This window comes from Pseudomonas sp. NPDC088414 (genome assembly GCF_044753325.1).
Lineage (GTDB): Bacteria > Pseudomonadota > Gammaproteobacteria > Pseudomonadales > Pseudomonadaceae > Aquipseudomonas.
In genome coordinates, this window is sequence record NZ_JBIVMY010000045.1 from 1 (window position 1) to 17,478 (window position 17,478).

Annotated in this window: 12 protein-coding genes; 5 read left to right on the forward strand and 7 right to left on the reverse strand. The window is 60.5% G+C overall.

The genetic code is table 11. The features are described 5' to 3' along the window. Nucleotides 1–306: 306 nt before the first annotated feature. The 3 genes from ACIP8I_RS25395 to ACIP8I_RS25405 all read right to left on the reverse strand — a co-directional run bounded on the left by ACIP8I_RS25395 (nucleotide 307) and on the right by ACIP8I_RS25405 (nucleotide 6,294). Nucleotides 307–5,109 (reverse strand): Ig-like domain repeat protein, encoded by a 4,803-nt coding sequence (locus ACIP8I_RS25395; RefSeq protein WP_400764648.1) that lies wholly within the window; start codon nucleotides 5,107–5,109, stop codon nucleotides 307–309. Between the two features lie 191 nt (nucleotides 5,110–5,300). Beyond that, nucleotides 5,301–5,696 carry a YbaN family protein gene (locus ACIP8I_RS25400; RefSeq protein WP_400764649.1) on the reverse strand — a complete coding sequence of 132 codons (396 nt, stop codon included), beginning with the start codon at nucleotides 5,694–5,696 and terminating at the stop codon, nucleotides 5,301–5,303. A 10-nt stretch (nucleotides 5,697–5,706) separates the two neighbouring features. After that, complete coding sequence (locus ACIP8I_RS25405) at nucleotides 5,707–6,294, reverse strand: YecA family protein (RefSeq protein WP_007962155.1); 588 nt, start codon at nucleotides 6,292–6,294, stop codon at nucleotides 5,707–5,709. A 420-nt stretch (nucleotides 6,295–6,714) separates the two neighbouring features. On the opposite strand from ACIP8I_RS25405, the gene recQ reads away from it, so the two are divergent. The 3 genes from recQ (at nucleotide 6,715) to ACIP8I_RS25420 (ending at nucleotide 11,309) form a co-directional block, all read left to right on the forward strand. Beyond that, on the forward strand, nucleotides 6,715–8,844 hold the full coding sequence (recQ, locus tag ACIP8I_RS25410; RefSeq protein ID WP_400764650.1) for a DNA helicase RecQ: 2,130 nt from the start codon (nucleotides 6,715–6,717) through the stop codon (nucleotides 8,842–8,844). A gap of 133 nt (nucleotides 8,845–8,977) precedes the next feature. Beyond that, nucleotides 8,978–9,412 (forward strand): MarR family transcriptional regulator, encoded by a 435-nt coding sequence (locus ACIP8I_RS25415; RefSeq protein WP_007962151.1) that lies wholly within the window; start codon nucleotides 8,978–8,980, stop codon nucleotides 9,410–9,412. Between the two features lie 127 nt (nucleotides 9,413–9,539). Next, entirely contained in the window at nucleotides 9,540–11,309 is a 1,770-nt protein-coding gene (locus ACIP8I_RS25420; protein WP_400764653.1) for a FimV/HubP family polar landmark protein, read from the forward strand. 141 nt (nucleotides 11,310–11,450) lie between these two features. Here ACIP8I_RS25420 and ACIP8I_RS25425 read toward each other — a convergent pair whose 3' ends face one another. After that, complete coding sequence (locus ACIP8I_RS25425) at nucleotides 11,451–13,652, reverse strand: patatin-like phospholipase family protein (RefSeq protein WP_400764654.1); 2,202 nt, start codon at nucleotides 13,650–13,652, stop codon at nucleotides 11,451–11,453. Between the two features lie 71 nt (nucleotides 13,653–13,723). On the opposite strand from ACIP8I_RS25425, the gene ACIP8I_RS25430 reads away from it, so the two are divergent. Then, nucleotides 13,724–14,011, forward strand: a complete 288-nt coding sequence (locus ACIP8I_RS25430) for a SelT/SelW/SelH family protein (protein ID WP_367083761.1) — start codon at nucleotides 13,724–13,726, stop codon at nucleotides 14,009–14,011. On the opposite strand, the gene ACIP8I_RS25435 is transcribed toward ACIP8I_RS25430, so the two are convergent. Together ACIP8I_RS25435 and ACIP8I_RS25440 are read right to left on the reverse strand one after the other, a co-directional pair. After that, on the reverse strand, nucleotides 14,005–14,898 hold the full coding sequence (locus ACIP8I_RS25435; RefSeq protein WP_400764656.1) for a DMT family transporter: 894 nt from the start codon (nucleotides 14,896–14,898) through the stop codon (nucleotides 14,005–14,007). The genes ACIP8I_RS25430 and ACIP8I_RS25435 overlap by 7 nt on opposite strands. A gap of 157 nt (nucleotides 14,899–15,055) precedes the next feature. Beyond that, complete coding sequence (locus tag ACIP8I_RS25440; protein ID WP_400764658.1) at nucleotides 15,056–15,820, reverse strand: AraC family transcriptional regulator; 765 nt, start codon at nucleotides 15,818–15,820, stop codon at nucleotides 15,056–15,058. Between the two features lie 136 nt (nucleotides 15,821–15,956). On the opposite strand from ACIP8I_RS25440, the gene ACIP8I_RS25445 reads away from it, so the two are divergent. After that, complete coding sequence (locus ACIP8I_RS25445; RefSeq protein ID WP_041073087.1) at nucleotides 15,957–16,772, forward strand: UDP-2,3-diacylglucosamine diphosphatase; 816 nt, start codon at nucleotides 15,957–15,959, stop codon at nucleotides 16,770–16,772. A gap of 110 nt (nucleotides 16,773–16,882) precedes the next feature. On the opposite strand, the gene ACIP8I_RS25450 is transcribed toward ACIP8I_RS25445, so the two are convergent. Further along, nucleotides 16,883–17,473, reverse strand: a complete 591-nt coding sequence (locus ACIP8I_RS25450) for an HD domain-containing protein (RefSeq protein WP_400764660.1) — start codon at nucleotides 17,471–17,473, stop codon at nucleotides 16,883–16,885. Nucleotides 17,474–17,478: the final 5 nt, after the last annotated feature.

A 17,478-nucleotide genomic window follows, 5' to 3' on the forward strand; every position in this document is an offset into this window, starting at 1 on the left:
AAAATTGAGCAGTGCGGCGGCGCGGTTGATGGCCCACTTGCCGTCCGGTAGCAACTTGGCGCCGGGGATTTCGGGGTCGAGCAGCGCGCGTGTACTGATGGCCTTTTTGGGTTGGACGAGCATGACGGGAACTCCTGCCGAACGGTGTGGGCGGTGGAGTGATTGAGCGATCAGACGGGGGATTTGGCTACTGTCAGATCTGACAGGTGAGTAGGGATTTTCGACCAGCGGTCACACCCTTGGATTCGCTTTACGGTGTTTCTCAGCCAAAAAGACAACGGCCAGCGAAGGCCGTTGTCCCCTTCATCAGCGAATGCCTACAACGTTAGAATAACCACCCCCTGTTGTGGCGGATCCTTCACCTCCTGAAACCAGATACCTGGTTTTTTTTGCCGGATATGGCCACCAATAGTTACTGTCATCGGTTGACCAGTAATGATGATTTCCCATGGGCCACCGACTTCCATAAGCCACATGTATTTCGTACAACTCCGCCATGCTGGGGATCCGAGCGCCTGCCGACGCGGCCGATGAGTTGGCTTGCCCCCAGGTTGCATTCCCTAAGCCTATGCAGTGGATTACGTTCGTCACCGTCACGTTGTAGCTCTTGGACTGGTTGGCGCTGTCTCGGGCGGTGATGGTCGCTACCCCCCTGCCGCGCACGGTCACTAACCCGGTTCCATCGACTACCGCTACTCCCGTGTTGCTTGAGACATAGGTATAACCTGGCAGGCCACCGGAGGCCTGATGTCGCACCGAGTTACCAGAGTCGAAAGCAGGAAGAACTTCGGGGTTGCCCGGAATGATGTAAGTCTTGCCACCCAACGTGACCGGGCTGGTATTGAAGTTCAACGGTGCCAACGGATTTTCCCGAATAAAACTGCGCGATGCGGTCTGTTGATTGTTGGCTACCGACTTCGCGTACACCGTGTTCGAGCCCAGATGAATGCCGAGGCTGAGTGACCAGTCACCGCTGCCGTTGGCAGGCACGATTTGCCCCGCCACGTTGTTGAGAAAAACCTGCACGCTGTACAGCGGCGTTGCTGCTCCGCTCACGACCACCGAGGTATCGGTGGTTGTCCCGTCCGGGCCCAGTTCGCCGCCTGAATGCCGGACCGAAGTCAGCGTAGTGGTGCGGTGGGCCCTGACGGTAAATGAGTGAAGGGGTGACTCAAGCTGACCTCCATAGAGTGCTTTGGCTTTGAGGGTGTAGGTGGTGTTCTGACTGAGGCTGGCAAGTCGAATGCTGCCGCTGCCATTGAGGCCCAGTGGTATCGGCGCACCAATGGGTGCTGCACCGTTGTATAGCTGGACACGCTGATTGCTGTCCGCACTGACGGTTACCGTGACCTCGCTTTCGTAAGTCGTGCCATTGTGGCCAATGGGGCCTTTGACGTCGGTGACGGAAACGATACGAGGAGTCGTAGAAACTGCCACGGTAAAGGCACGAGTCGCAGATTCCGGTTGCGTACCGTACAAAGCCCTGGCCTTGATGGTATGGGTGATGGCGCTCAGACCGGTCAGTGTTTTGGTCCAATTACCACTGGAATCTACAGGTGTGACGGGAGCGATAGCCGTGTTGTTATCGTAGATTTGCACGCTCTGGCCGTTACTCGCAGTGCCGGTAACCGTCACCGTGGCGTCGAACGTTGTGCCATTGGGAGGGATTTCTCCCTTTGAATCACTGATCAGGGAAATGATTGGAGCCAACGCTTCCAGCACAGTGAAAACTCTAACCGCAGATTCTGGCTGACTACCGTACAGTCCCTTTGCCAGGATTCGGTAGACGGACGGGGTCAGGTTGGTCAGCGTCTTGGTCCAGTCCCGATTGTTGTCGACGGGTGTGTCGGGTGCAATGGGCGTCGTGCCGTTGTAAATCTGGATACGCTGGTTGGCGACGGCAGTGCCTATGATGGTCACGCCGGTTTCGAACGTCGTGCCATTGTTGCTGATATCACCTTTTGAGTCGCGCACCCAAGATATGGCTGGCGCCGTAGCTTGCGCCACTTTAAATGTCCGGACTGTCGACTCCAGTTGATCGCCATAGGTTGCCTTGGCTTTGATCGGGTAAGTCCTTGGCGTCAGATTCTGCAGCCGGGTGCTTCCTTCGCCATTGCCGCCAAGTGTTATCGGGTTTCCGATTGCCGTTGCCCCGTCGTAAAGCTGCACCACCTGATGACTGTCCGCGTGAACCGATACGGTGACCTCAGTGAAATAGGTCGTGTCGTTGTCATCAACGGGACCGTTGGCGTCCGTAACGGCGGTAATGCTTGGCTTCGTAGCGACAGCAATCGTGAAGGTTCGCGGCTCGCTGATTTTGTCATCGACGTCGTATAGGGCAATTGCCTCCACCCGTTGCAAACCCTCAATCAAATCCACCGTCAATGTCCATTTGCTGCTGGCATCCACGCTTGGCATGCCTTTGGATACGCCATTGATCTGGACATCGACTTCTTCGGCCCGCGTGGCTGTCCCTTCGATCGTCACACGTTTGTCATAGGTCTGGCCCGCTTCGGGAATGACCGTGCCTTGTGCCGTCTTCACGGTGGTGATGACGGGTGTGACGTACTCGTAGTGCTGGTGAATGATCAGCGGCAGTTTCGGGAAAACGATCGCGGCATCTTCATCCGTGCCGTTATCGAAAATGACTTTGCAAACCACGATGGCGTTGGAGCCGTGAAGCAATTTCAGCAGTTCCGTCTTGAGCAGGGTTTCATTCAGACCTTGAGTGAGTTGCGTTGAGTTCACTTCATGCGCGCTGAGCAGATCGATTCGATAAGCGCCCGTGCTGGCCAGGCCCTCGATGTACAGCCAGACCCGTTGCTTCAAGGTAATAAACGGCCATGCCTTGACCAGTACGTTCGCGTTCCCGCTGAGCTCCATTACCAGTAACTCACCTGCGGTCGACTGTGGAACCTCGGGTCTTGGCAGCTCCGTTTCAGGGTCTTGAAAAGTGAGAACTTTCAGCGGGAGGGTTTCCGAAGCGGTCCACAAGCCATAGCGCTGGACGTCGTAATTGACCGCAACCTCGCGATTGATATTGGCGCCGACAAACGAAGGTGGCAGGTGGAACCTCACGGTGCCGGTGGCCTCGGCGGGTTTCTCCAGGTCTTCCGAGGTCCCGGCGCCTGGCGTGCCCCGCCATTTCAATCCGAGTGTGTCGAGCAAGGTGTCCATGGTCGCGTAGCTGCAATCGATGTCCACGCCATTACGTGCGTCCATCGGATTCAGCATGCCGCCGGGGGCCTGGACAACCGTAGGTGGCGGTAATTTGCCCAGAGGGATGCCGACCATCACCTCCAGAGGCGCGGAATAGCTGTATTCCCCGGAGGCAGCGTGCAGCAACGTGTAGATGACGGTCACGTAGTAGCCGATATTGGCCGAGACATAGCGTTTGTCCACGCGGAACCTTACGGGTTGGCCGACTGTTGCCAGGGTGATCGGCACGCTTGCGGTGGTGCTGCCGTAAAGGGTGACCCCGATCCAGTGGTAAGTCAGCGTATCGCCCTTGACCCAGTCCACCGGTCTGACCAGCACATGCACCAGTTTGTCTGTTTGAGACGGATCGAGAATGTCATCCGGTGCTTCTTCGACCTTGGGCGCTGGAAGCGTTGCTTGCCATGTGCCCACGCTGACCCGCAGAAACTCGGACTCACTGGTTCCATACTGGCCGGTAGCATCGTTGAATACCCGGTATTGCAGTTTGAGGCTGCCGTTGTCCAGCGCTAAAACGTGCTCGCTGCTGACGTAAATCGTCACCTCGCCGGCTTTCTGCTCTTCACCTGAGACGGTGTGCTCTTCTTCGTGCAGGTAGGCATCGTCGTTGGACTTTTTGCCCAGCCAGATCAACGTCAGGTGATCGCCATTGCGGATACCCGGGTACCTGACCACCACGGATGCCGCCATTACCGTGACCGGCAAAATGTTCCCGACCACCTCGTTGATGGTCGGAGCCGGCAGCAAAGACGGATTACCGATCACGGTAGCGAAGGTGCGCCTGGAATAAAGCGTCGGGCTGCCATCCTGCTTGCGCAATGCATAGGAGGCGTCGAGGGTGCCTTGGGCAAAGAGTTTCACGAACTCGTAGGCAACCGGGATTTCATGCAAATAGGGCGGGTTGCGGACGATGGCTTCAACGCTGAATGTCTGAGGTGGTCTGCCGGGAATCGGCGTGCCGACTACAGTGATCACGAGCGTGTCACCGGCAGTGAAGACGTCGTTGGGTTTGATCAGGATCTGCAGGGTGACCGGGTTGGCATCCAGGTCCGCAAGGATGATTTTCCCGTCATCCGCTTCCTTGATGATGAGCGCATCGAGACGTGATACCCCGGCATCAACTTGCACGAAGGTAGCTTCTGACCACTTCACACTCCAGTTGTAAACCACATCGCAAACATCGTAGTGGATCTTCATTGCCGCACTGTCACCGGCCGTGAGGATATCTTCGGGCCGGGCCATGACGACAATGTCGACGGTGCCTTCCACTTCTGCCTCTGTCAGCACATGTGGCAGAAGAAAAACGCTACCCCACATTGCGAGAATGATGTCGCCCTCCGCGATATTCGGATAGCGCGTGATGGTCATTGGCACGCCCGTGTCGAGCCACGGCTTGGTCACACCGTTATCGATGACATCCTGCGGTAACCCGACCATCTTCAGCTCCGAATGCCAAGGCTCGAAGGGACGCTTGTCGTCACCGGCCGGGTCGTCGATTTCCAGCAACAGCGTCAATGTGGCCGATGGATAGTCGGGCACGGTTTCGCCGGCGCGGGTCAACAGGTAGTGGCAGGTGAATAATCCCGGTAGCAACCCGTCCTTGGGAGCGAAGAAGAACCATCGCTGATTGAGGTGTTCATCGCTGACCTTGAGTTCGGCGACCTTTTCGTCATTCAGGAAAACTTCCAGCAGATCATCGATCGCCATGCCTAGGTAGGGGTCGATAAGGGCAAACAGACCGTCAGGGAACGCCTCAAATGCTTTTTTGTTGATCCCTCCGTCAGCACCCGGCACCGGGATGACCATGTCGGCGAAGTAGGGTGGGTACAATCCTGACAACGGGGCGGGCAGTTCATTGCGACTGGGGAACAGGGACCGACGGAAAGTGAACATGATCAACTCCATCCAGATTGGTGCGCCCGTGAACTCAAGGATTTCTGCCTCTGAAAGTTCGAGCTGTGGATCAGGGGCAGGAGTGATTTAAGGCCTGACGGGGAGGGACTGGCTACTGTCAGAAATAACAGGTGGGCGGGTATATCCGATGAACGGTTGGTCGCTTTTACGAGAGTGAGAGCAGGGTGAAATCAGGGATTGCGCAAGGTTTTCTGTTTGAGGATATACACCGTCACCAACACTGCACTGGTCAGCATGAACCCCCGCGCCCACGGCAGGGGCACCAGGTAGCACGAGAACAGAATGCTCGCCCACATCAGGCCGATCGCGTAGACCTTGCCCTTGAGCGGAATGCCGTTGCCATCGAGGTAGTCGCGGATCCATGGCCCGAGCTTCGGATGCTCGACCAGCCATTGATAGAAACGTGGAGAGCTGCGCGCGAAGCAGGCTGCGGCGAGCAGCAGGAAAGGAGTGGTGGGCAGAACCGGCAGGAAAATCCCGATCACTCCCAATGCCACGCTGAGCCAGCCGATGGCCAGCAGCAAGTAGCGCAACATCAGGGGGCGGTTGCCTATGGGGTTGTCCATAGGCCGGATCTTAGTGATGGCGTGGCTTGAGGATCGCCGGTTTTTCGTCCGGGGCCTGGCACAGCAGGTACAGCGCGGTCAGGGCTTCCGGGATCTGCACGATCATGTCGTCCATCAGGTTGGCATCCTTGGCGATGTCTTCGAACTCTGGCTGCTCGTCGAACAGGCCGGAACCGACCATGATCGGCAGGAGCATTTCGCTGACTTCTTCTTCGGCGGTCTCGAACCAGGCCGCTTCACGCAGGAACACGCCTTCCATGAAGCCGATGCACCAGCCGCGCAGTTCGGAGTCGTCCGGCTCGTCGCCCAGGTCCAGGTCGCACGGCAGTTCGAATTCTTCGTCGGACGCCAGTTGACGGGCGATGTGCGCCTTGAGGCCGATCAGCGTGGCTTCGATCTCTTCGCGCTGGGCCTCGCTGCTGTAATGCGGCTCTTCGGCGAACAGGGCGTCGATCCACTCACGCTCCGGTACATCTTCTGCACAGATCGACAGGGCGGTCAGGTAACCGTGGGCGGCCACGTAATCCAGCGCCTCTTCGTGCAGCTCGTCGGCGTCGAGAAAGACTTGCAGGCGGGTTAGTTGCTCAGCGAAGGACATTACGGGGCTACCTTGGGGGAATAAACAATGCGGGAATTCTAGGCCTTCTTGCGCGCTCAAGCCAGCCGCACGGCAGATTTGCCCCGCCACGGCCCGCAGATCCACCGCCCATCCCTGTAGGAGCTGCCGAAGGCTGCGATCTTTTAATTTTGTTTTTCAAGATCCAGATCAAGATCAAAAGATCGTCCGAACGCGGCCCGAGCCTTCGGCAGCTCCTACATGGGAAAGCGAGGCAGTGTGGCGGAATGAGTCTTCTCAGCGGCACCCCCTGCCGGGGAGGGCTCGGGTATACTGCCGCGTTTTGCGCTCCCTGCTCGTATTGCGGTGGTCTGGCAATGCGCTCTTACGTTTTGTTTAAGCAGCTGTGGCTGTCCTGAACCAGCCTGTGCAGGGATGTTTCGGTAGATTTTTGGAGTTTTTATGCTCGAACAGGCTCAACGCGTCCTCAAGGACATCTTCGGCTACGACAGTTTCCGTGGCCGTCAGGGTGCAATCATTGAGCGCGTGGCCAGCGGCGGTGATGCGCTGGTGCTGATGCCTACCGGTGGCGGCAAATCCCTGTGCTTCCAGGTCCCGGCGCTGCTGCGCGAAGGCCTGGCGGTGGTAGTGTCGCCGTTGATCGCCCTGATGGACGATCAGGTCGCCACCCTCGAAGAGCTGGGCGTGGCTGCCGCTGCACTGAACTCCACCTTGAGCGCCGAACAGCAGCGCGATCTGGCGGCGCGGATCAAGCGCGGCGAGGTGAAGATGCTGTATCTGGCGCCCGAGCGTCTGGTGCAGCCGCGCATGCTGTCGTTCCTGCAGGGCTTGAACATTGCCTTGTTCGCCATCGACGAAGCGCACTGCGTGTCGCAATGGGGCCACGACTTCCGGCCGGAATACCTGCAATTGGGCCAGTTGGCGGAAATGTTCCCCGACGTGCCGCGCATCGCCCTGACCGCCACCGCCGACAAGCGCACCCGCGAAGAAATCGTCACCCGCCTGCACCTGCAGAACGCCGAGCGCTTTCTGTCGAGCTTCGACCGGCCCAACATCTTTTACCGCATCGTGCCCAAGGAGCAGCCGCGCAAGCAGTTGCTGGCGTTCCTTGCCGAGCGGCGCAGCGATGCCGGCATCGTCTATTGCCTGTCGCGCAAGAAGGTTGAAGAAGTCGCCGCGTTCCTCAGCGAGCAGGGCTTCCCGGCGCTGCCGTATCACGCCGGTTTGCCCAATGATCTGCGCGCCTACCACCAGAAGCGCTTCCTCAACGAGGAAGGCCTGATCATGGTCGCCACCGTGGCGTTCGGCATGGGCATCGACAAGCCCAACGTGCGTTTCGTCGCGCACCTCGACCTGCCGAAATCCCTTGAGGCCTATTACCAGGAAACCGGGCGCGGCGGCCGTGATGGCCTGCCGGCGGACGCGTGGATGGCCTACGGTTTGCAGGACGTGGTGATGCTCAAGCAGATGCTGCAGAACTCCGAAGGCGATGAGCGTCACAAGCGTCTGGAGCAGCACAAGCTCGACGCCATGCTCTCGCTCTGCGAAGAAACCCGCTGCCGCCGGCAGACCCTGCTGGCGTACTTCGACGAAGACATGCCCGAGCCGTGCGGCCACTGCGACAATTGCGTCGACGGTGTGCAGACCTGGGACGCCACCGAGCCGGCGCGCCAGGCGCTGTCGGCGATTTATCGCACCGGCCAGCGCTATGGCGTCGGCCACTTGGTGGACGTGTTGCTGGGCAAGGACAACGAGAAGGTGCGCAGCTTCGGCCATCAGCATCTGTCGGTGTACGGCGTCGGCAAGGCGCTGAGCGAGAGCGAATGGCGCTCGTTGTTCCGGCAACTGGTGGCGCGTGGTCTGGCCGACGTCGATCATGAAGGCTACGGTGGCCTGCGCCTGAGCGACACCTGCCGGCCATTGCTCAAGGGCGAAGTGTCCCTGGAACTGCGCCGCGACCTCAAACCGCAGGTCACCGCCAAGACCGCCAGCAAGAGCCCGGCCAGTCAGCTGGTGCGTGGCGAAGAGCGCGAACAGTGGGAAGCCCTGCGTGCGCTGCGGCGCAAACTCGCCGAGGAGCATGGTGTGCCGCCGTACGTTATCTTCCCCGACTCGACCCTGCTGGAAATGCTCCGCAGCCAGCCGACCTCGCTGGCCGACATGGCCCGGGTCAGCGGCGTCGGTGCACGCAAGCTGGAGCGTTACGGCGAGGCTTTCCTCGAAGTACTTGGCGGCGAGGCCGAAGCGCCGAAAGCGGTGGCCGACGTGCGCCACGAACTGATCACCCTGGCCCGCGCTGGCATGACCCCGATGCAGATCGCCGGGCAACTGCAGTGCTCGGAAAAGAACGTCTACACCATGCTCGCCGAGGCCATTGGCAAACAGCAGTTGTCGCTGGAGCAGGCCTTGGACTTGCCGGAAGAACTGATGGGCGAAGTGCAGGACGCGTTCCTCGACGGCGAGGGCGAGTTACCGTCGGTCGCCGAAGTGGCCGAACTGTTCGCCGGTCGCGTGCCGGAGGGCGTTCTTTACTGCGTAAGGGCTGCGTTGCAATCCGAGTTTGAAATGTAAGAGGGCGTTTGCGCCAACCGTCAGGCAGTTGTAACGATTCAGTACAGGTCGGCTCTTGCCTATAGCCAAAGGTCATGCTTAGCTGACTAATAATTAGTTTTTCTCTATTTGTCAGTCTACTCATGAGTGTTTTATGCCGTTAACCGATCAACACCGCTTTGGCATGCAATTGGCCCAGATGTCCCGAGGCTGGCGTGCCGAACTGGATCGCCGCTTGGCCGGTCTGGGCTTGTCCCAGGCACGCTGGCTGGTGCTGCTGCACCTGGCACGTTTCGAAGACGCGCCGACCCAACGCGAGCTGGCGCAAAGCGTCGGTGTCGAAGGGCCGACCCTCGCGCGTTTGCTCGACAGCCTGGAAAGCCAGGGCCTGGTGCAACGTCAGTCGGTGATGGAAGACCGCCGGGCAAAAAAAATCGTGCTCTGCGCCCCGGCACTGCCGCTGATCGAACAAATCGAAACCATCGCTACACAGTTGCGTCACGAATTGTTCGAAGGCGTCGACGAGGCCGATTTGAAGGTGTGCATGCGCGTTCACGGGCATATTCTGGCCAACCTGGAAAAATCTTGAGGCATAACCGCGCGCAGGTTTTTTGAGGGATCGCGCAGAGCAGACTATAAGAACTACTGGGCAATATCGTGTTCGTACCGGATGTGCGAACGCATAGAAACCGGTTTTGCTTATTTAAGGGATGCTCATGCTCGCAAGTCGGCACGTTGTACTGCGCGGTGGCGCCAGATGGCTGCTGGTCGCTGGTGTATTCAGCTATTCGACCTGGTCGATGGCACTGGGGCTGGGCGACATCACCGTCCACTCGGCCCTCAATCAGCCGCTCAAGGCCGACATCGCGCTGGTGGATGCCGTTGGCCTGAGTGCCGGCGACCTCTCGGCCAGCCTCGCCACGGCCGATGAATTCGCCCGGGCCGGGGTCGAGCGGGTGTTTTTCCTCAATGACCTCAAGTTCACCCCGATCCTGCATGGCAATCGCCAGATGATCCGGGTGACCTCGCGCAAACCGGTCAATGAACCCTTTCTGAATTTTCTGGTGCAGCTCAATCAGCCCAATGGTCGCCTGCTGCGCGAGTACACGCTGCTGATCGATCCGCCCGGATCACCGAGCATCGTGCCGGCCACCGACGAACCCGATCCACGTCCGCAATCCTCTGAATTCCCCACCGTCGAACCCGCCACGACGGCGCCTCAGGCTGCCCAGGGCAAACGCGACGCCGCCCCTTCAGCGCCTGCCCCTCCGGCTGCTGCGCCAGCCAACGATGCCGTGGCCGAGCAATTGGCGGCCAGCGTGTTGCTCAATCAGCAACTGCAAAAGACCGTCGACGAACTCAACGCCAGACTGCAGGCGCAGGATGTGCAGATTGCCGACGGCAAAAAGCAGATCAGTGATCTGCAAACGCGATTGAGCGAACTGCAACAGCCACCGGTGCCAGCCATCACGCCGCCAATACCCGCGCCAGTCACCACCGCGCCTGAAGCTGCCGACGATGGCCTCAACTGGCCGCTGCTCGGTGGCTTGCTGGTGCTGTTGGGATTGTTGGGTGCCGGGCTTTTCGTCCGACGTCGCCGGCAACTGGCGGAGGTCACGGCACCACTGGCAGCTCTGCCCGCCGTTCGGCAAACAGATCCTGAAGACCCGCCAGCCACACAATCCGCCAGCCTTCGAACCTCCACCGAACACCGCGAAGAACCGGCGGCCGGCGATGTGCTGGAGGCGGTGGGGATCTATCTGGCCTATGGGCGTTTGAGTGAGGCGGTCGGGCTGTTGCGCAATGCCATGGACAAGGAGCCAGAGCGTACGGAGCTGGGTGTGCAATTGCTCGAAGTGTTGGGGCGGCAAGGGGACAGCGCAGCTTATGAACAACAGGAACACCGCCTGCGTGATGCCGGGGTGGATCCGCAGCAGCTGGCCGCGATCCGTGAGCGGCATCCAAAATTGACCGGCGCTGCGCCGATAACCCCGGCGGTGTCGATGGTCGCAGCCACAGCGGTGGCGCCTGAGCCATCGGCGCCCGAGGATGATTTCGAATTGAATCTGGGTGAGCTGTCGATGGCGTCCAGTTGGGATCTTGAAGACAGTCGTTCAACACCTGAGCCGCCCGCAGAACGGACTGCATCGAACTCCGATCTTGAAATCCTGCCGCCGGACTTCGAGCTGCCCGAAACGGTGGCCAGCGAAGAGGCGGAGCTGGAGTGGATCCCCGAACCGGACGCACAGCCGCTGGACGATGACTTTCTTAACGAGTTCGGTGATCCGGGCGAGTCGCTGGCACTGGAACCGCTGGAGCTTGGGGGCACTGAGCCGGAACACGGTTCCGAGAAGCTCGAACAGGCGCAGACCTGCATTGATGACGGGGATATCGACAGCGCGATTGCCTTGCTCAATGAGTTGCTCAAGGAAGGGGACGAGCCCCTCAAGCAAACGGCGCGGACGTTATTGGCAGGTATCCGCTGATCTGAGTGCCATTGGCTGATGCGGTGCCTGTACTGACGCCTTCGCGAGCAAGCTCGCTCCCACAGTTGGAATGCGTTTCATTGTGGGAGCGAGCTTGCTCGCGAAGGCGTCAGCGCCGACAACATCAATCCACCTGAGTACTCAGAACGTCTGCCCCAGATTCAGATAAACCGCCTGCTCATTCGCATCATTCAAGCCATAGGTGAAGTTCAGCGGCCCCAGCGGCGTATCGAAACCGATAAACACACTGGCGGCATTGATGTAGCCGCTGTCGAATTCATTGTCGTTGTTCCACGCCCGCCCACGTTCCAGCGAAGCCCCGGCGTACAGCGGGAAGTCCAGTGGCAGGTAGGAGCGCGGCGTCAACCGGCGGTAATACACCGCGCGCATCAGGCTGACGTTCTGCCCGGAAATCGAATCCTCGCGAAAGCCTGATAACTGCCGCGCACCACCGAGCAGGAAACTCGACGTCACCACATTGGCATCGTCCAGCGTTCGGCCATAACGGCCGCCGAGAATCAGCGTATCCGGGCCATGGCTCATGGCTTTGTCCAGCTTGAATTCCCATTGTCGGTAGCGTGTGTCCGAACCCAGACCCGGTTCGAATTGCATCAGGGTCAGGCTCACGTCCTTGCCCTCGTGGGGGAAGTAGACGTTGTCCAGCGAGTCGAACGAGTACTTCAGCGAGTAGAAACCTTCAGTGAAGTTTTCCCTCGGCAGATCCTGATCGCCGATTCGCACATCCGCTTTGCCCCAGGCCTCGCCGACGCCGAAACGGATTTCGCCGTTGTTGCCGATCTGCCGACCGAAATTGAGGCCGAAACCATAGCGCTCGACGCGGTATTGAGCGATCGGATCGTTGTCGAGTATTGAATCGACGTTCTGCGCTTCAAACGCGGCATACGGGGCGACGAAGTAGCGCGAGCCGACGTCCAGTGGCTGATAGAACTCGGTATACAGTTCCTGCTTGTCACCGATCTGCGCCCGGGTCAGCCATTCCGCGCCGAGGCGGTTGATCCCGTTGATGCGGTAGCTGGCGCCGAGGTTGAAGGCGCTGTCACCACGCATGTCGTCCGACAGGTTCAGGCCGACCCGCAGGTAATCGGTGCCGCTGCGTTTGCCCCGGGCGCTGATCACCAGGGTGTGATCCTGGCCCTTGTGCACCACGCGGTATTGCACCTGTTCGAAGTAATCGAGGCCGTACAGCGTGCCCATGTCCGAGTGCAATCGACCGAGGTCCAGCGGCTCGCCGATCGGCTGACGGATGTAATAGCGGATCACTTCGTCGCCGACTTTCGAGTCGTTCTCGACCCTGATCGCGGTGATGATCGGCGTGCGCTGGCCCGGGGCACGGGCTGCGTTCAGTTCGGCGTCCTGAGATTCGTGAGGTTTGAGTTGAGCGAGGCGGGCGTCGAGAATCCGCGTGGCGCGGTAACCGGCGTCGATCATCTCTTGGGCTTTACCGAAATCGGTGACGCCGAATGCCGCCAGCGCCGGCTGGATCAGCACATCGGTGGGTTTGAGGGCGGCCAGTTGTTCTTCGGAGTTGCGCCGGGTCATCAGGGTGATCGACTGGTTCAGCACATCGACCACGGTGGTCAATTGCTTGCGGTTGCGCAGCGGGGTGCCGATGTCGACCACGATTGCCACGTCGACGCCCATTTCCCGCGCGACGTCGAGCGGGATGTTGTCAGTCATGCCACCGTCCACCAGCAGCCGCCCGTCGAGTTCGACCGGGGCAAACACCGCCGGAATCGACATGCTGGCGCGGATCACCTGCGGCAAATGACCTTTGCGGAACACCACTTTTTCGCCGTTGGCGATGTCGGTGGCCACGGCGCGGAACGGGATCGGCAGCTTGTCGAAGTCGCGGGTGTCACTGGTGTGCGCCAACAGGCTCTCCAGCATCAGCGCCAGGTTCTGGCCCTGAATCACCCCCAGTGGCAGGCCGAGGCTGCCATCATCGCGAAAACTCAGTTGCTGTTTCACCAGAAAGTCACGGTCGTCCTGCTTGCGTCGAAACGGCACGTCTTCGCGGGGCGGTGCGTCGGACAGCGCCTGCTGCCAGTCGATGTTCAGCGCGAGTTTTTCCAGTTCGTCGATCTTGTAGCCCGAGGCATACAGGCCGCCAACCACCGCGCCCATGCTGGTGCCGGCAATCGCATCGATCTTGATCCCTTGTTCCTCGAGGGCCTTGAGCACGCCGATGTGCGCCAGGCCACGTGCGGCACCACCGGACAGCACCAGGCCGACTTTCGGGCGGGGGGCTTCGGCGGCATGCACGGTGACATTAGCAAAGAGGGGTAGAAAGCCAAGCAGCAGGCAGAACAGCAAACGGCGCATGGTGAGTCTCGGGGCAAGCGATAAAGCCGGCTATTATAGCGGCGCCCTCTGTCTCAGGAGTTTCAGCGAACATGTCTGCTGCAAAACCGGAAATCGTCATCACTTATTGCACCCAATGCCAGTGGCTGCTGCGCGCCGCGTGGCTGGCGCAGGAGCTGCTCAGCACCTTCGGCGACGACCTCGGCAAGGTCTCGCTGGTGCCGGGCACCGGCGGGGTATTTCACATCAGCTGCGACGACGTGCAAATCTGGGAGCGCAAGGCCGACGGCGGTTTTCCCGAGGCCAAGGTGCTCAAGCAGCGAGTGCGCGATCAGATCGATCCTGACCGCGACCTCGGTCACAACGACCGCACTCAGTGAGACGCGGCTTCGGCAGCCACGGTTTTCTTGTCGGCGCTGCCTGACATCCGCGCCGAGACCACGATGGCGACGATGATCAGCGCGCCGCCGAGCAGCATGCGCAGCGTCGGGTTTTCATTGAACAGCAGCCAGGCGATGGTGATGCCGTAAACCGGTTCCATGGCGAACACCACGGCGGCAGTGCGTGCCTTGATCACCGCGAGGCTGGCGACGAACAGGCTGTGGGCGACGCCGGTGCAGAACACCCCGAGCAGGGCGATCCACAGCCAGTCCAATGCACGTACTTCGCTCAGTTGCGGGGCCGCGACCGGCAGCAGACACAGCGCCACCACCACGTTCTGGCACAGCGCGGCCTGCACCGCCGGGATGCGTCCGGAACTGGCACGATTGGTCAGCGACAGCAGGGCGAACAGCAGACCCGACAGCACCGCCCAGAGCAACCCGGTGGTGGCGCCGCTGGCCAGATCGAACGCCGGCGTCACCAGCACCAGACCGACGCTGACCAGCACCACCAGCACGATTTCATTGGCGCGGATGCGTTCGCGGAAGATCAGCCCTTCGAGAATCACGGTGAACGCTGGGAAACTGGCAAAACCCAAGGTCGCGATGGCGACGCCAGCGATCTTCACCGCGATGAAAAAACTCACCCAGTGCCCGGCCAGCAACACGCCGCTGAGCGCCAGGCGCCGCCAGTCGACCGCCTGCAGTTTCCGCCAGCCGTGCTGACTGGCGAAGCGGGCGAAAAAGGCCAGGGCGAGCACGGCAAATGCAGCGCGTCCGAAGACGATCACCGCCGGCGAGGCAGCCGCGAGTTTGCCGAACACACCGGTCAGGCCGAACATCAAAGCGCCAATATGCAGGGCGCCGAGGGCGGTACGCGGAGTCATTGCAATCCTTAATCCGAACACGTTTTCAAATGTAGGAGCTGCCGCAGGCTGCGATCTTTTGATCTTGAAAAGCCAAAGTCAAAAGATCGCAGCTTGCGGCAGCTCCTACAGGTGAAGCACATTGAAGCGTGTTACGGCGCAGAAGTCTGTCGGCGAACTAGCGTTTTTTGTCGCTGGAGTCGCGGCGCAACTGGCCGGGTGAGGCGCCGAACTCTCGCAGCACGGCGGCCGAGAAGGCACTTTGCGAGCTGTAACCGACCCGACTGGCGATTTCGCCGATCGGCAACGCGGTCTCGCGCAGCAAGCCTACTGCCTTGTGCAGGCGTCGGCTGCGAATGTAGTCCATCGGCGTTTGCCCGCATTCGGCCATGAACCGCGCGTGCAGGCGAGCGCTGGACAGCCCGGCGATCTGCGCCAGATCGGCCACTTGCAGCGGGTAGGCGGCGTGTTGCTCGATGTGCGCATCCAGCGCCGCGTAGGGCAGGCGCCGTGCCGAGAGTTCGCCAGGTCTGGCGTGATTCAGGCTGGCCAGCAGCAAGACTGCGCCTTGTTGCGCAATCAACGGATCACTGACCGGACTGTTCGCCAGCCAGCTGACCAATTGGCTTTGTCCCGCATCAAGAGACAACCGCGCAGGCTGGTCGAGCAAACGCTGGCTGGCATCGGCATGCTCACCCAGCGACTCGTTCAGCCATTGCCCGTCGGGCACGTCCAGCACCAGACAACGACTGCCATCGGGGCTGCCGCAAGCGTGATGTGCGCCACCGGGGACGACCACGAAACTCTGCTGGCGCACCTGGCTGCCCTGACCCTCGACTTCGAAATCCAGCGCGCCGGACAAACCGAACACCAGTTGCGCGTGGTCGTGGCTGTGGACGATCAGGTCGTGGGTGTATTGGCGCAGGGTGAGGATCGGGCGCATGGCAGAGGTCTCCGAAGTGAGCGCCAGTCTACACCGGGGCGACGGGCTTGCGCGCTGTCACACGACTGACGCCTGCCTGTCATGGTCGATTCACCCGGCACGTGCACAGTGGCGAAAACATCGCAGAGGGTTGCCCATGACCAGCGCCGAGCTCGCCAGACCCAGCCGCAAACAACGGGTGCGTACCTTGTGGATTTCCGACGTGCACCTGGGCACGCGGGATTGCCAGGCCGAGCACTTGTCGCAATTTCTCAAGGGCTACCACGCCGACAAGATCTACCTGGTCGGTGACATCATCGACGGCTGGAAGCTGCGCGGCGGCATGTACTGGCCGCAAGCCCACACCAACGTGATCCGCCGCCTGCTGACCATGAGCAAGCGCGGCACCGAGGTGATCTACGTCACCGGCAATCATGATGAGTTCCTGCGCCGCTATTCGAAGCTGATTCTCGGCAACATCCAGTTGGTCGACGAGGCCGTGCATGTCACGGCGGATGGCCGGCACCTGCTGGTGATCCATGGCGACCAGTTCGACGTGATCACCCGCTACCACCGCTGGCTGGCCTTTCTCGGCGACTCGGCCTACGAATTCACCCTGACCCTCAATCGTTGGCTCAATCACTGGCGTGCCCGTTATGGCTACGGTTACTGGTCGTTGTCGGCCTACCTGAAACACAAGGTGAAGACGGCGGTGAGTTTCATCAGCGACTTCGAAGAAGCCATCGCCCACGAATGCGTGAAGCGTGAATTGCACGGCGTGGTCTGCGGGCACATTCACCATGCCGAGATCCGCAAGGTCGGCGAGGTGGACTACCTCAATTGCGGCGATTGGGTCGAGTCGTGCACGGCGCTGATCGAACACTGGGACGGCACGATCGAGTTGTATCGGCTGGCCGATGCGCAAGCGCGGGAGGCGCAGCTCAAGGCGGCCAAGGTCGCTGAGATCGCCTGAGTGTTGGGTTGTCAGGGAAGGCCTCATCGCGAGCAGGCTCACTCCTACAGTTGGAACGCGGTCAACTGTAGGAGTGAGCCTGCTCGCGATGAACCGCGCAGCGGTTCGCCTTACGCCGGGGAGTGCTCTTCCATCGCTGCCTTGTAGATCGAGTGCTTGGGCTGCGCAAACAGCCGCTCCAGCATCGGCTCGAAGAAGCTCAGCGGCAGGGTTTCATAGGCCGGGTCGAACGCCGCTGCATCGTACCTGGCGCAGAATTCCGCCGTCGCCTGATACTGCGGATGCGCGGCGAATTGCTCGCGCAAATGCCGATCCATGCCCAGATGATGGAAGAAGTAGTAACCCTGAAAGATCCCGTGCTTCTCGACCATCCACAGGTTCTCGGCGCTGACGAACGGCTTGAGAATCGCCGCCGCGATGTCCGGGTGGTTGTAGGAGCCGAGGGTGTCGCCAATGTCATGCAGCAGCGCACAGACCACGTATTCCTCGTCACGCCCGTCGCGATAGGCGCGGGTCGCGGTTTGCAGCGAGTGGGTCAGGCGATCCACCGGGAAACCGCCGAAATCACCTTCCAGCAATTTCAGGTGCGCGACGATCCGCGACGGCAATTGCCGGGCGTAGGCGCTGAAGTCGGCGGCGATGATCGCCCAGTCTTCCGGGGTGCCGTCCTGCATGTGGGTGAAGCGGGCATTGGCGTTCATCGGCA

Coding starts and splice junctions, on each gene's coding strand:
- ACIP8I_RS25395 (WP_400764648.1), bottom strand. CDS start 5,109: ATGTTCACTTTCCGTCGGTCCCTGTTCCCCAGTCGCAATGAACTGCCC.
- ACIP8I_RS25400 (WP_400764649.1), bottom strand. CDS start 5,696: ATGGACAACCCCATAGGCAACCGCCCCCTGATGTTGCGCTACTTGCTG.
- ACIP8I_RS25405 (WP_007962155.1), bottom strand. CDS start 6,294: ATGTCCTTCGCTGAGCAACTAACCCGCCTGCAAGTCTTTCTCGACGCC.
- recQ (WP_400764650.1), top strand. CDS start 6,715: ATGCTCGAACAGGCTCAACGCGTCCTCAAGGACATCTTCGGCTACGAC.
- ACIP8I_RS25415 (WP_007962151.1), top strand. CDS start 8,978: ATGCCGTTAACCGATCAACACCGCTTTGGCATGCAATTGGCCCAGATG.
- ACIP8I_RS25420 (WP_400764653.1), top strand. CDS start 9,540: ATGCTCGCAAGTCGGCACGTTGTACTGCGCGGTGGCGCCAGATGGCTG.
- ACIP8I_RS25425 (WP_400764654.1), bottom strand. CDS start 13,652: ATGCGCCGTTTGCTGTTCTGCCTGCTGCTTGGCTTTCTACCCCTCTTT.
- ACIP8I_RS25430 (WP_367083761.1), top strand. CDS start 13,724: ATGTCTGCTGCAAAACCGGAAATCGTCATCACTTATTGCACCCAATGC.
- ACIP8I_RS25435 (WP_400764656.1), bottom strand. CDS start 14,898: ATGACTCCGCGTACCGCCCTCGGCGCCCTGCATATTGGCGCTTTGATG.
- ACIP8I_RS25440 (WP_400764658.1), bottom strand. CDS start 15,820: ATGCGCCCGATCCTCACCCTGCGCCAATACACCCACGACCTGATCGTC.
- ACIP8I_RS25445 (WP_041073087.1), top strand. CDS start 15,957: ATGACCAGCGCCGAGCTCGCCAGACCCAGCCGCAAACAACGGGTGCGT.
- ACIP8I_RS25450 (WP_400764660.1), bottom strand. CDS start 17,473: ATGAACGCCAATGCCCGCTTCACCCACATGCAGGACGGCACCCCGGAA.